Below are 13,292 nucleotides of genomic sequence, written 5' to 3' on the forward strand. Positions count from 1 at the left end.
CCACTCCGCGTTGGTTAAGTCTCCTCGGCCACCCATGCCACCCAGGGTGAAGACGACACCGTGATCACGTCAGGAGATCCGAGAAACAGGACCTAACGGCATCCTCCGTCCGGCCAGTCCGGATGCCTCGTCCGCAGCCCCTCGGCCCGCATCCGTTCCCGGTTCTCTGCCGCGAGGGCGCGGACCTGCCCGGCAGAGGGGGCCTCCTCGGGTGGGAGGGGCACCAGGCCCTCCCGCTCGACATCGGCGCGGTGCACGCGTTCGTCGGAGTAGCAGTCGTAGGTGGCGTAGAGACGGAGCAGCGCGCTCCCCTCGACGTGGTAGGTCTGGACGCCCTGCTCGTACTCCAGCGACCAGTCCATCGCCTCAAAGCTCCCCTCCAGCCTCCCCTCGGGGTTAAGCCGGTAGTAGGTGCGCTCCTCGGTCAGGGACTCGCCTTCGGAACCGCGGAGGTCCGGGCCGGTGGGGCGCAAGGGGAACGCCGGCCCCTCGACCAGGGTTCCGCCGTCGGGCATGCGCCAGGACCGTGGTCTCCACTCATCGCTCATGGCCACGATGCTCGCACAGACGCGTGCACGTCCTTCCTCCTACCACTTGATCATCCCCGGAGGTCGGACCACTCGCCGCGGATGTCGGTAGAACGCGGATCCGGCCGCCCCCTGGCGGGTTCGCTGCCCGCCCGCCTTCTGCGGGGATGATCGATGCCTGTGGGGATCACCGACGACCGGTCGTTCACGGCGGCCGACGTTGCCGTTCCAACACTTGCGCCGGACGGGTAGTGGCTGTACCTGCTCAACCAGGCCGTTCCTGGTCCGTCGCGGAGGGCGCTCCGTCGTTCTCGCCGTCGGCGAAGAGAAGGGTGCGCTCGGCCAGGATGTCGCGGCCGGCCTCGCTCTTGTAGATCTCGTCGACGCTGCCGAACCGGGCGTCGGCGTAGTCGAGGTCGAGCAAGGCGGCTGCCTGGCGGACCGATGCCTCGTCGGGGCCTTCGATCTCGATGAAGGTGGGAAGGCCGGGCCAGGTGTCGAAGTCGAAGGCGACCTCGCCCAGGCGCCACTCCTCTCGATAGTTCTCCTGGTAGCGGACCTCGCGCAGGCCGACGCGGCGCAGGATGTCGGCCATGGCGTGCAGGTCGGTGACCTCGGTCTCGATCTCGGTGGTGCCGTCGATCGTGGTGGAATCGGTGACCTGCTTGAGCGTCAGCGTGGAGCGGGTGCCCTCGTCGCGGAGGCGGAGCCACTGGCGGTCGTCGAGGACGTCGCTCTCGAAGATCCTGCGGGTGAGGAGGGTACGCGGGAACGCCTGGGTGGCGCCCAGGGCGGCCAGCTTGGACGTGAGGTCGGCAACGTCGACGGACAGGAACGTGGCCTCGTACTCGTTCTTCATGATCCTCTTATTCGCTGTTGCGGCTGATCGGAAGCGCGGGCCGCGAGGAGCGGGCTCAGGCGGTGCCTGTGGTCACGGAGCCGGCCGATGTGGGCCGCTCGGTGAAGTCGTTCGTCCGCGGTGGTGCTACGGCCCCGGGTGGAACCCCGATCAGCATGACGAACGTATGCCGGTGGGCGTACCCCGGCTACCCGAATGTCCGGGCGGACGGGACCACCTGCACGTCGTCCTGAAGCTCATCACACCATTCGCTTCATCCCCGGAGTTCGCCACAACCTCGCCGCGGTCGCCGCCACAGTCGCCACCGCGACCACCACCTGGCGCCACCGCCGCGAACTCGGGTGGGGAGACCGGGCACGGCTCGGCCCGGTTCTCGCATCGGCCGCGGCGTTCGTGCCGTGGGCGGTCTACTGGGGCCTGCTCGTTCCCTGAGATCCCGCCGATGTCGATGGGCCACCCCGCAGTGCGCCGCCGGTCACCTGGCGGCGTGCGCGGCCCCCGCGAGGACGGCGCCGTACTGCAGCGCCACGAGGTGCTCGATCGGGATGGTCTGGCTGGGAGTGCCGGCCTCGGCGTCCGCGCACCACTCGTCGTACGTCTCGGACAGGGCGCTCAGGTGCCGCCGGATGGAGGGCGTGCCGTTCCCGATCGCGACCTCGCCTTCGAGCGCCCGCAGCAGCATGCCGCCGAAGCGCAGCCGGTAGCTGTGCACGAGGCCCCGGCGCGACGACAACTCGGCGGCCGTGGCCTGACGGGCGTTCTCGGGGGCGCCGGCCCGCTGCTCTCCCGCCGTCGCCATCTCGGCGAGCAGGGGGATGAAGTGCCGGCTCGCGCGCAGGAAGGGCGACCCGCTCACCACGTCGCCGGCCACGCCGTTCAGCGCCTCGTCGAGGACGGCGTGCGCGGAGCGGAGGTCGGCGGCCTGCGTCCGGACGAGGTCGGCGTAGACGTGGGCCGTCGGCGTGGTGTCGCCCGCCGTCGGGTCGATCCAGTACGGCATTTCGGCGATCATGCAGAGCGTGCCGTACCGCGCCGCGTGGGAGTCGCTCGCGGCCCCCGTGATGAGGGGAGTGGGGTCCTGGCCGAGCGCCTCGGTGTAGTCGTAGACATCCTCCATCCGGGGGCTGAGGAAGACGGCCTCTCCGATCCGGGTGATCGCCGGGTGCTCGGGCTCGCCCGCGTGCAGGGGCAGCCCGTAGCGGCCGGGGAGCGCGGTCAGCACGGCCTGCAGCGCGGGCTCCGGCCGTGAGAGGTAGTAGAAGACGCCGCCCAGTTCGCTGTTGTGCAGGGTGGTCATGAAGGTCGGCCGGGTCGTGTCGATCAGCCGCATCAGCGCGAGTGTCTCGGGCATGACCCGGTCGAAGTACGCCCGCTTGTAGGAGAACGGGAAGGTCCACTCGACCTGTTCGGCGCCCGCGGGCCGGTAGAAGTGCCTGCCGTAGTGCGCCTTCGTGTACGGCCCGGCGAACCAGCCCTCGTTGAGCCGGGTGCCGTCGGGGTCGACACAGCCGACGATGTGCCATGTGTACGACCCGCGCAGGTCCGGGTCCGCGCACAGGCGGCCGGCCAGATGGACGACGGTCAGGCCGCCGATGGGCTCGTTAGGGTGCGGTCCGGCCGCGACGATCGCGTGGTTCCGGCCCTCGCCCACGGTGAGGCAGAGCATCGGCTCCCCGAGCCGAGAGGTGCCCACGCGGCGGAGCGTGGCGGTCCCGGGATGGGCGGCCGCCAGCGCGGTGAGGCTCTCGTGGACCTCGTCGACGGTGGCGAAGCGGTCGTAGCGGGGAACGGTGTCGAGTTCGCCTGAAAGCGTGGGATCCAGCACCCGCACAGTCTGCCGGACCGGCTCTGCCGGGCATCGTGGCCGGGGCGGTCGTGATCATCGACGCGGATAGGGGCGCCGTCGACGGAGACGGTCTCGTGGCGTACTCCGACATCCAGATCGGCGTAACCGCCGGCCGGGAACCTGCCCGTCCGATCGCGCAGGTCGGAGGTTCCAGCGCGGGAGGCGCGAATGGCATGCTGGGAGGCCCGGCCTGGCGATCCTAAGGAGATCAGGGATGACCCATCCCCTCGGCGCACAACCCGCACCCCGGCGGACCCCTCTGAGCGTGGAGGAGAAGGTCCGGGCCGAGGCGAACTTCTCCTCCGTCGTCGCCCAGCAACTCGTCGCCAACGGACGGTTCAGAGTGAGCGCCGACACGCCGGAGATGGTGGAGTTGTTCCAGGCGGTCGCCCGCCGGGTGGGTGAGACGCTCCAGCGGCCTGTGGTCAGCTACGCCAACGGCAGGTACATCGTGATCGCCTTCGGCCAGGAGGAGACCCCCGGCCTCGCCGGCCGAGGCGCCCTTTCGGCACAGGAGTGACAGTCGGGTGAGCACGGAGCAGGACCCCGTCGGAGCGGCCAGAAGAGCCGCGGAGAGCGCACCGGAACCGGCCGAGCTCGGCCAGACCCTCGCCCGGCGCCGTGACCGCGGCCCGCGCCACCGCGTGCGCGTGTGGGCGGCTCTGGCCGTCACCGGGATCGTGGCCGTCGCGTTCGGGGTCACCGCCGTTGTCCGCGCCGCGCAGCGTACGGACGTCGCGGGACCGGCCGCGGCGTCGGCGACCTCCGGTGCGCCGGAGCGGGCGGCCGACGATGCCGCCCGGCAGGGCGAGAGCGCGCGTACGGTCTGGCCAGGGGCGGTCGCGTCGATGCCGAAGAAGTCCGCGGACGGATTCCCCTACCGCCCGGTCACCGCGCTCGGGCCCACCGAGATCCTCCTCACCGCGGAGCCGTCGCTCGAAAGGCCGAAGCGGCTCGAGGTCTACGACACGAAGACGGGCCGCAGCCGGGTCCTCACCACGATGGCGCCGGGAGGCGAGGGGTACATCGCGCAGGACGCGGAGGTGGGTGAGGACTCCATCGTGTGGTACGGCAGGAGGCCGAGCACTCCGGAGAGGTGGGCGGACTTCTGGGTGGTCCCCCGGCAGGGAGGGGACCCGATCCGGGTCGGGGAGGTGACCGGCGATCTCGCGGAGATCGACCGCTTCGGGGTGACCGGCGACCACGTCGTCTGGTCGGTCCGGATCGGCGGCGTCTACCGCATGCCGATCGGCGGAGGCGAGGCCGAGAAGATCCCGGGAACGGACGGGTTGTGGCTGGCGTCGTGGCCCTGGGCCCGGAATGTGCCGGCGGAGAGCGACATCGAGACGGGGCAGATCGCCGCCAACCAGAACCTGCTGGTCGACCTGCGCACCGGCGCGCGGCGGACCATCACCCCGCCGCCGGGCACCACCGGTCTGCGCTGCTCCTCCGAGTGGTGCGTCGGCCGCCAGGGCGGGGAAGCCGTCGCCATGCGCGTCGACGGTTCGGACCGCAGGCGCGTGCCGTGGCATATGACGCAACCGGAGATCTATGGTGACCGCTTCGTCGAGGTGTACCGCGACACGACGAGCATGATCTACGACCTCGTCACGGGGAAGGCGGGCGGGATCACGGCGATCAGCCCGGACGGGAGGTCGGGCTCGTACGGGCAGGGCACCTCGTCGTCGCCCACCCAGGTCTTCTTCTGGAACGCGGCCGGCGTCAAGGTGGAGCGGACCTGCGTCCCGGCGGCGGGCGAGCAGCGGAAAGGACGGCCGGAGCTGAGCCCGTCTCCGGCCCCTCAGGCCACCGGATGCAGGACGAGGACGGTCGAGCCGGGCGACGACTACGACGTTCTCAACCTGGCCGCGATACCCAAGGAGGGGTGAGCGCGGTGCCGCCGGGTGCCCAGCCCGCACGGCTCCGGAGGCGCGTCCCGAGGCGGCATGGCCACCTCGCGTTCCTCGCCGCCGCGGCGTCTCGCGGAACACGCGGCCGAGGTGCAGCACCGCGACCCGCATGATCCGGTTATGGCATGAAATGTGCGAAAATGAGCGCCTTGAACTCGTGGGTCACAGCGGTCACCGAAATTCGTGTAGGGGCCGCTTCCCGCCCTGTGCGTCGGCCACCCCGATGACACCGCCGGAATCTCGGCGGCGTTCAGAGGGAGTACCGGCATGCGGCCTGACCTGGACGGATGAATGATCGGCGCCCGCAGGGGACCGACGAGCCGGCACGTCGGTCGAGGCCGTGGAACGGCGGAGGCCATCGTGCCGGAGGCGGTGGGGGTGCCGCCGGACCGTCCCGGCCTGCTGGACCGGGCGCGGCTCGTGATGATCGCCTACGGGTTCGGCCGGGTCGACTCGCCGGCTACGGGCGGTGAGGTTTCTGCGGGGGATGCGAGCAGTGAAGGCAGCAGGCGGGGACGCCCGGCGGGTGGCGTGGGCGCGGGGGGTATCCGCCGTGTCGGCCGCGCTGTCGGTGTCCCTGACCGTGGGCGGCACTGTGATCCAGTTTTCGCTGCCGAAGGAGTGGGCGCCGTGGCCGCTCATGGCGCCCGACCACGGCGCGGGCCTGATGTTCCCCCTGATCGGCGCGTTCCTGATCGCGTACCGTCCCCGCCTGAAGCTGGCCTGGCTGATGTGTGTCGGCGGCCTCGCCTGTGCGGTCAACCTGATGATGACCGGGCTGCAGCTCATGCAGGCGTCGGCCGGCCACCTGGAGAGTGCGGGGTGGCTGCGCATCCTGGCCATCGTGGGCTGGACGGTCGGAGCCTGCACGCTGTCCGCCTTCGTGCCGCTGCTCTCGCCGGACGACCGCCTCCCCTCCCGCCGCTGGCTGCCGGTGGCGATCGCCAGTGTGGTCGCGAGCGTCGCCTACGGCGCGTGCAACATCGTGCGGCCGACGCCGCCCGCGAGCACGTACCGCTGGCCGACGGTCATCCCGAATCCGCTGGCGATCGAGGCCCTGGCTCCTTACCACACGGCGTTGATGGGCTCACTGACCCTGCTGGTCAACGCCTGCATGGTGCTCACCGTGCTCTCTCTGGTGGCACGGCTGCGGCGCGCGTCCTCGACGGCGCGCAGGCAGATCGCCTGGCCGCTGGTCGCGTTCGTCATCTACGCGCTGTTCGTGCTGCTCGGCAACGACTACTGGCTGCCGGCGACGGTCTGGACCGGGCTGATTCCGGTGGCGATCGCGTTCGCGGTGCTGCGGTACCGCCTGTACGGCATCGACACCGTCATCAGCCGGACCGTCATCGCGGCCGGCCTGATCGCCGCCGTCGGCGCGGTGTACTTCGGCACCGGCGCCCTGGCCGCGCTGCTGGTGTCGGGCTATGACCAGGTGGCGGGGCTGGTCGCCGCGCTGGCGGCGGGCGCGTTCTTCGAGCCGCTGCGCACGCGCCTGCGCCGCCTCACGGACGTGATGCTGTACGGCAAGCACGGCCAGCCCGAGGAACTGGCCAGGAGGCTGGCCCGCGAGGTCGGCGAGACCGAGCCGGTACACGCACTGGCCGCTGTCACGGCGGTGGTGCACGACGGCCTCGGTGTCACCGGCGTCGTCGTCGAGGTCGGCACGTCGGGCATGCGGGTGGAGCTGGGCGTGGCCGGGCCGGACCCGCGCGTCGTGCCGCTGGTGTGGCACGGCGAGCCGGTCGGCCGGATGCTGATCGGGCCGCCCGGACCGCGCCGCTTCTCCGCCGCCTACACCGAGCGGCTGATCGGGGCGGCGACTGTGTATGTCGCGGACGTCGCGCACGCCGTACTGCTGGCGGCCGACCTGCAGCGTTCCCGGGAGCGCATCCTGAGCGCGCGCGAGGAGGAGCGGCGCAGGCTCCGCCGCGACCTGCACGACGGCCTCGGCCAGGCGCTCGCCAGCATGTCGATGACATTGAACATGGCCCGGCTGCGCCTGCGCGACGCGCCGTCCTCGGCCGACGGGATGCTGCGGGACCTGCGCAGCAGCATGGACTCGGTCAGCCAGGAGGTCCGCGAGCTGGTCTACGGCCTGCGCCCGCCCAGCCTCGACGACCTCGGCCTGCCCGGGGCGGTGCGCGCGCTCGCGGCGGAGCCGGGGCCGTCCGTCCAGGTCGAGGTGGAGGGCGAGACCCGCGACCTGCCGGCGGCGGTGGAGGTGGCGGCCTACAGGATCGCGCAGGAGGCGCTGACCAACGTGCGCAAGCACGCCGACGCCACCCGGGCCACCGTAACGCTGGCCCGCTCGGAGCACACGCTGGTCGTGCGGGTGCGCGACGACGGCAAGGGGCTGCCCGGGATCCGGCGATCCGGGGTCGGCCTCACCTCGATGCGCGAACGCGCCGCCGAGCTGGGCGGCACCTGCCTGATCACCGAGGCCGCCGCGACCGGCACCGAGGCCGATCGGGGGACGCAGGTGGTGGCCACGCTCCCGCTTCCCGGAGGCTCCGGCGCCGGGCTCTGGTGAGGCGAAGCACGGACAGCCGGTGAACGTGTCCGTACTGATCCGGCGCCACCGCAGGTGAGAGCCGCCGCCCGATCGCTCACCGCGAATTGTCGCCGCCGTCCTCTAACCTCCCGATCAATCGATCAAGCCGGTCTTATCTGGAGAAGGCGGACATGACCTACCTTGAGCTGTCCGAGGACGGCGGCGGAGCGCACAAGTTCTACGAGACCATCGTCTCCGGAACGCGGGTGACCATCACGTACGGCCGCATCGGCGAGGCGGGCCAGACCAAGGTCACCGACTTCCCCACCGAGGAGAAGGCGCGGGCCGCGGCGGCGAAGAAGATCAACGAGAAGGTGCGCAAGGGCTACGCTTCGGCGGTTCGCGGCGTGCGCCAGCGCAGGCCGGTCACTCACAGGACCATCGCGAGCACCCGTTCCACGGCGCAGCAGGCGCCGGTCCTGTGGCGCTTCGACAGCGGTGCCTCCGCCTTCGGCATCTTCGTGGACGAGGAGCGTTGCTGGGTCGGGAACCAGCGCGGCGACGTGTACACCGTCACGCACTCCGGGATCGTGACCGGCCGCTTCCGCCTCCCGGACGGCGTCAAGTGCATCGTGGCCGACGACTTCTGGATCTACGCGGGCTGCGACGACGGCAAGGTGTACGACCTGAGCGGCAAGGTGCCGAGGGCGGCCTACGAGATCGCCGCCGAGGTCGACATCTACTGGCTCGACATCCACGACGGCGTCCTCGGCGTGTCCGACCGCGCCGGGCGGATCACCACGATCGACTACGAGGACGAGTTCCAGTGGGCGCGTACGGGCCAGGGGGACTACGCCTGGATGGTCCGGTGCGACGAGGACGCGGTCTACCACGGCCACTCCGGTGGCGTGGCCCGCTACGACGCCTCCGACGGCGCCCTCGTCTGGCACACCTCGTCGGCCGACCAGGTGCTGTTCGGCTGGCAGGAGGAGGACGCGGTCTACGCCGCGACCGCTCGCCGTGCCGTCCACCGCCTGGCCAAGAGCGACGGCCGCGTCGAGGCCGTGTACAGGTGCGACGGGCCCGTCTACTCCTGTGCGACCTCGCCCGGGGGCCGCTACGTCTTCGCGGGCGACAGCCACTCCTCGGTGTACTGTTTCGCCGCGTCCGGGGAGCGGCTGTGGAAGCTCGGCACCGGCTGCGGGTCGGCGTTCTCCATGCAGTTCCTCGACGACCGCCTCTACATCGTCACCACGGACGGCTCCCTGGCCTGCATCGACGCGAGCGAGACGGCCATCGCCGCCGCGCGTGAGGGGACGGTGCCCGAGCCGGTCGATGTGAAGGCCGCCGCGTCGCTGCCGGTGGTTGAGCCGTCGGTCGTGCTGGAGACCGTCAGTCACGCCGGCGACGGCGTGGTCGTGGAGTGCGTACGCGAAGGCGAGCGGTTGCGCGTCCACGTGGCCACCCCGGGCTACGAGGCGTGGAACGTGCAGTTCCCGAAGGACATCCGTGAGGCCGGCGCCCGTTACCTGGTGGAGGGAGTACGCCCCTCCGGCAGGGGCGGCTTCTACCGCACGTACGGCGAGATCAGGCGGCTCCTCTAGCGGGCCGAGCCCAGCCGTGCGTCACCGGCGGTGCCGATGCGGCGGACGGGGACGCCGTGCCGGCCACGACCGGCGGGCCGGTGGATGCGGGTGTCCCGCGTCTCCATCACCTCGGGCATCAGGTCGTCATGTCACCGCAAATCCGAATCAATGAGCACATACCTGGATGATCCCGATCGCCCCTATGCATTGAAACTGGGACTAGCGTGGAAAGTGGACGACGCCGAGACGAGGGACGAGGAGAGACCATGCCTCACACTCGCGAACTGTTCGACACGATGACCGCCAAGGCCGGGCTGAGCAGCGACGTCCTCGCCAATGCCGTGGACACCCTCCAGGAATGCGAGGAGGTGGTGACCGCATGCGCCATGGGCATGCTGGGCGAACAGGACGCGCTCGACATGGCGCCGGCGATCAGCCGGGACCTGGATTGCGCCGACGTCGTAGGCACGACACGCCGCCTGCTGACCCGGGGCAGCGGCCCCGACAACAGCCTGATCAGTGCGCAGGTCGAAGCCTGCCTGCTGGCCTGCGAACGTAGCCACGCGCTGTGCAGCAGGCACGCCGCTCACCACGCCCACTGCCAGATGTGCGCGGAGGCCACACGCCAATGCGCCGACATGTGCCGGCGGATTCTCGGAGTACTTCACAGATAAGCGAACGCGCTGCCGAGCCTCGGAAGGCGCGGGGGCGCTCACCGCGGGAGGCGTGTCCGTCAGAGACACCGCCACCGGCCCGGAATGGACGGTCAACCCCGCTCCGCCGGGGTCAGCGGCGGCAGGTGAGGTGGAGGCGCCCCCAGGAGGTGTTGGCGTAGCCCTTGGGATTCCACAGTGTCGCCGGTGACTCGGGTTGCGTGGTGCCCGCCGAGTCCCAGGCGCGGGCGACGATGTCCGCCTCGCCCTCGGGCAGGACGACGGTGGTGCGCCAGTGCTGCCAGGCCCAGGGGCCTGCCGGCGCGTCCAGTTTCGCCTGGGTCCAGGTACGCCCGGCGTTCAGGGAGACGTCCACGCGGGCGACGCCGCGGCCGTCGCCCGCGAGCGCGTAGCCGGTGATCTCGGTCGGTCCGGGAGATACGGGGGAGCCGTGCTCGGGGAGCAGGATGTCGCAGGTGAGGGCGACCGGCCCGAGGGGGATGCCGGACCCCGGGCCGCACCGGGACGGGTCGGCGTCGGGGGGCAGCATGCGGTACGCGACGGCCTGGAAGTAGTTGCCTGAGGGTTCGGCCTGGGCGGTGACGCGGTCGAGCCATTTCACGCTGCGGGCGCCGATCCAGCCCGGCACGATCACGCGGAGCGGGGCTCCGTGGGCGGCGGGCAGGGGGTGGCCGTTCATCGCCCATGCCAGCAGTACCTCGCCCGCGGTGGCTTTGGCCAGGGGGATGGAGCCTCCGTAGGGCTGGGGCGGGTCCGCCTCCCGTGCCACGTCCGGCGCCGCGAAGGAGACGTGCGCGGCCCCGGGGCGCAGGCCCGCCTCGGCGAGCACGTCGGCGAGGCTCACCCCGACCCAGGAAGCCGTGGAGATGGCGCCGGATCTCCAGGGATCCTCGTCTGGAATGTCACGGACCGCGATCAGTTCGGCACGGCGGTTGCCCGCGCATTGCAGTGTCGCGATCACCTCACGTTCCGGGAAGCGGGAGCGCAATTCCTCCAGTGAGAGTCGCAACGGCCGCTCGACCAGCCCGTCCACCTCCAGCCGCCAGGTGGCCGTGTCTATGTGGGGGATGGGGCCGTGGTTGCGGCTGTAGAAAGCGTCCAGCGGCGTGGTCGGCCGCTCCGCCAGGGCGCGTGTGGGCGGCTCGGCGTTGAACGGTTCCTCTTCGTGGACGAGCATGTCATCCCTTTTGCCCCACTTCATCATGTTTTCCGGGTACCCCAGAGCGGGGGCGGTGATGCGTGACCGGCGGTCGAGCGACGTTCCCCGGCGCTTCGCAAGGGTAGAGCTGCGGTGTCGCGGACGGCGGGACGGCGACGACTGCCGTGCCGGACGGGGCTGGGTTTCACATCCGCACTCTGCTGTCCCCGCACCGGCCTGACACCATGTACGGGGGCACGGGCCTGAGGCCCGAGCGCCCTTCCAGAAGATGATCGGCAGCAGAGGAGTCGAAATAGGTGTGGGAGTTCCTGAGGAGTCGGCGATGACCATGAAAGAAACCGGCGGTGAGGCCACCTTCGCCGATCTGGGGCTCCGATCTGAGCTCCTGGACGTGCTATCCGCTTTGGGATACGAAGAGCCCACTCCGATCCAGAAAGCGGCGATTCCCCCGTTGGTGCAGGGGCGTGATCTGCTCGGGCAGGCGGCGACGGGAACGGGGAAGACCGCGGCGTTCGCGTTGCCCGTGCTTCAACGGATGCTCCACCCCGGTGGTGGTACCGGGCCGGTGACGCTGGTGCTTGTGCCCACCCGTGAGCTGGCCGTTCAGGTCTCGGAGGCGTTCCATCGGTATGGCCGCATATTGGGTACCCGGGTTCTGCCGATCTACGGCGGCGCGCCCATCGGTCGGCAACTGCAGGCGCTCAAGCGCGGGGTGGACGTCGTGGTCGCGACACCGGGACGAGCTCTCGACCATATCGGCCGGACGACGCTCAACCTGGAGGGTCTGCGCACCGTCGTGCTGGACGAGGCGGACGAGATGCTCGACATGGGATTCGCCGACGACATCGAGGCGATTCTCGCGGCGACTCCCGACGACCGTCAGACAGTGCTGTTCTCCGCGACGCTTCCGCCGCGCATCGATGGAATCGCCCGCCGTCACCTGCACGACCCGGTCCGGATAGAAATGGGGCACCCCGCGGCGGAGGGGCGCCAGGCGACGCCGTTGGTGGAGCAGAGCGCGTACCTGGTCGCCAGGGCGCACAAACCCGCGGCGCTCGGACGCCTGCTCGACATCGAGGCGCCGACCGCCGCGATCATCTTCTGCCGCACCCGTGACGAGGTCGACCAGCTCACGGAAGCCATGAACGGGCGCGGCTACCGTGCCGAGGCGCTGCACGGTGGGATGGAGCAGGAGCAACGTGATCGAGTGATGTCGCGGCTGCGGGCCGGGACCGCCGATCTGCTCGTCGCGACCGACGTGGCGGCGCGAGGCCTCGACATCGAACAGCTCACCCACGTCGTCAACTACAACGTCCCGTCCGCGCCCGAGGCGTACGTCCACCGCATCGGCAGGGTGGGCCGCGCCGGCCGCGAGGGGGCGGCGCTGACCTTGGTGGAGCCGCGCGAGCACCGCATGCTCAAGGCGATAGAACGGGTGACCAAACAGCGGATCCCCGTGGAGAGGTTGCCGACGGTCGCCGACCTGCACGCCCGCCGGATGGAGCTCACCCGCGCCGCGCTGGAGGAATGCCTCCGTCAGGACGACCTGGAGCCCTTCCACGTGGTGGTCGAGTCGCTCGCCGATGAGTTCGACCTCATGGAGGTGGCGCTCGCCGCCGTCAAGCTGGCGCACGAGTCCAGTGGTGGCGCGCTCGACGAGGAGGAGATTCCCGAGGTGGCCCCGCGGACCATGGAGAAGCGGCGAGGGCAGAGGGAGGACGCCTCAGAGGGTGCGCGATACCCTCGCGCCCCGGCGGGTGGCATGGCACGCCTCTTCTTCAACCTGGGGCGCAGGGCGGGAATCCGGCCGCAGGACCTGGTCGGCGCGATAGCCGGCGAGTCGAGCTTGAGCGGGCGCGACATCGGCGCGATCGAGATCGCCGACCGATTCTCGCTGGTGGAGGTGCCGCAGGCCGCGGCCAACGAGGTGATCGCCGCCCTCCGTCGAGCCACGATCAAGGGAAGGAAACCGACCGTCCGCCTCGAGCGTGAGACACACGGCAGACGAACACGGTGATGAGGTGGCGCCCGCGCCCGCGGTGTCGCCACTGGTCGAGGTGGCGAGGCGGGCGGCGGTGGCGCCCTACACAAGATCGTCTTTGCTGTCGGGCGGGAGACGGCTGATATGGTGTGAAACGCTTGTGATCGGAAGCTAGGAGACCAGACGTGGCAGGTGACGACGACATCTCCGGGTGATACCGGAGGTTGATCGGCCCCGGCAGGCGCATATGACCGCC

11 protein-coding genes are annotated in these 13,292 nt (G+C 70.8%); 6 read left to right on the forward strand and 5 right to left on the reverse strand.

What is annotated here, in order from left to right; all coding sequences use genetic code 11:
* Positions 1-92: 92 nt before the first annotated feature.
* The 3 genes from AB0I59_RS31865 to AB0I59_RS31875 all read right to left on the reverse strand — a co-directional run bounded on the left by AB0I59_RS31865 (position 93) and on the right by AB0I59_RS31875 (position 3,211).
* On the reverse strand, positions 93-548 hold the full coding sequence (locus AB0I59_RS31865; protein WP_358138746.1) for a hypothetical protein: 456 nt from the start codon (positions 546-548) through the stop codon (positions 93-95).
* Positions 549-792: 244 nt separating this feature from the next.
* Positions 793-1,386 carry a class IV adenylate cyclase gene (locus AB0I59_RS31870; protein ID WP_061259410.1) on the reverse strand — a complete coding sequence of 198 codons (594 nt, stop codon included), beginning with the start codon at positions 1,384-1,386 and terminating at the stop codon, positions 793-795.
* 475 nt (positions 1,387-1,861) lie between these two features.
* Positions 1,862-3,211 (reverse strand): M14 family zinc carboxypeptidase, encoded by a 1,350-nt coding sequence (locus tag AB0I59_RS31875; protein WP_358138749.1) that lies wholly within the window; start codon positions 3,209-3,211, stop codon positions 1,862-1,864.
* Positions 3,212-3,446: 235 nt separating this feature from the next.
* Here AB0I59_RS31875 and AB0I59_RS31880 point away from each other — a divergent pair, with 235 nt between their 5' ends.
* From AB0I59_RS31880 to AB0I59_RS31895, 4 genes are all read left to right on the forward strand, one after another.
* Positions 3,447-3,752, forward strand: a complete 306-nt coding sequence (locus tag AB0I59_RS31880; RefSeq protein WP_358138751.1) for a hypothetical protein — start codon at positions 3,447-3,449, stop codon at positions 3,750-3,752.
* 7 nt (positions 3,753-3,759) lie between these two features.
* Positions 3,760-5,121 carry a hypothetical protein gene (locus AB0I59_RS31885; RefSeq protein ID WP_358138753.1) on the forward strand — a complete coding sequence of 454 codons (1,362 nt, stop codon included), beginning with the start codon at positions 3,760-3,762 and terminating at the stop codon, positions 5,119-5,121.
* A 517-nt stretch (positions 5,122-5,638) separates the two neighbouring features.
* Positions 5,639-7,675 carry a sensor histidine kinase gene (locus AB0I59_RS31890; RefSeq protein WP_358138755.1) on the forward strand — a complete coding sequence of 679 codons (2,037 nt, stop codon included), beginning with the start codon at positions 5,639-5,641 and terminating at the stop codon, positions 7,673-7,675.
* Between the two features lie 152 nt (positions 7,676-7,827).
* The gene (locus tag AB0I59_RS31895) at positions 7,828-9,240 is read left to right on the forward strand and encodes a WGR domain-containing protein (protein ID WP_061259414.1); all 1,413 of its coding nucleotides are present in this window, start codon (positions 7,828-7,830) and stop codon (positions 9,238-9,240) included.
* On the opposite strand, the gene AB0I59_RS31900 is transcribed toward AB0I59_RS31895, so the two are convergent.
* Positions 9,237-9,359 (reverse strand): hypothetical protein, encoded by a 123-nt coding sequence (locus AB0I59_RS31900; RefSeq protein ID WP_358138757.1) that lies wholly within the window; start codon positions 9,357-9,359, stop codon positions 9,237-9,239. The genes AB0I59_RS31895 and AB0I59_RS31900 overlap by 4 nt on opposite strands.
* Positions 9,360-9,488: 129 nt before the next feature.
* Between AB0I59_RS31900 and AB0I59_RS31905 the strand changes: the two genes are divergently transcribed.
* Complete coding sequence (locus AB0I59_RS31905; protein ID WP_358138759.1) at positions 9,489-9,896, forward strand: four-helix bundle copper-binding protein; 408 nt, start codon at positions 9,489-9,491, stop codon at positions 9,894-9,896.
* A 112-nt stretch (positions 9,897-10,008) separates the two neighbouring features.
* Here the strand turns inward: AB0I59_RS31905 and AB0I59_RS31910 are convergent, their stop codons facing one another.
* Positions 10,009-11,073, reverse strand: coding sequence for a sulfite oxidase (locus tag AB0I59_RS31910; protein WP_358138761.1), 1,065 nt, complete (start codon positions 11,071-11,073; stop codon positions 10,009-10,011).
* Positions 11,074-11,377: 304 nt separating this feature from the next.
* Here AB0I59_RS31910 and AB0I59_RS31915 point away from each other — a divergent pair, with 304 nt between their 5' ends.
* Positions 11,378-13,072: a DEAD/DEAH box helicase gene (locus AB0I59_RS31915; RefSeq protein ID WP_358138763.1), complete on the forward strand. Its 1,695-nt coding sequence runs from the start codon at positions 11,378-11,380 to the stop codon at positions 13,070-13,072.
* Positions 13,073-13,292 lie beyond the last annotated feature (220 nt).

The sequence above is a fragment of the Microtetraspora glauca genome (genome assembly GCF_040656155.1).
Classification (GTDB): domain Bacteria; phylum Actinomycetota; class Actinomycetes; order Streptosporangiales; family Streptosporangiaceae; genus Microtetraspora; species Microtetraspora glauca.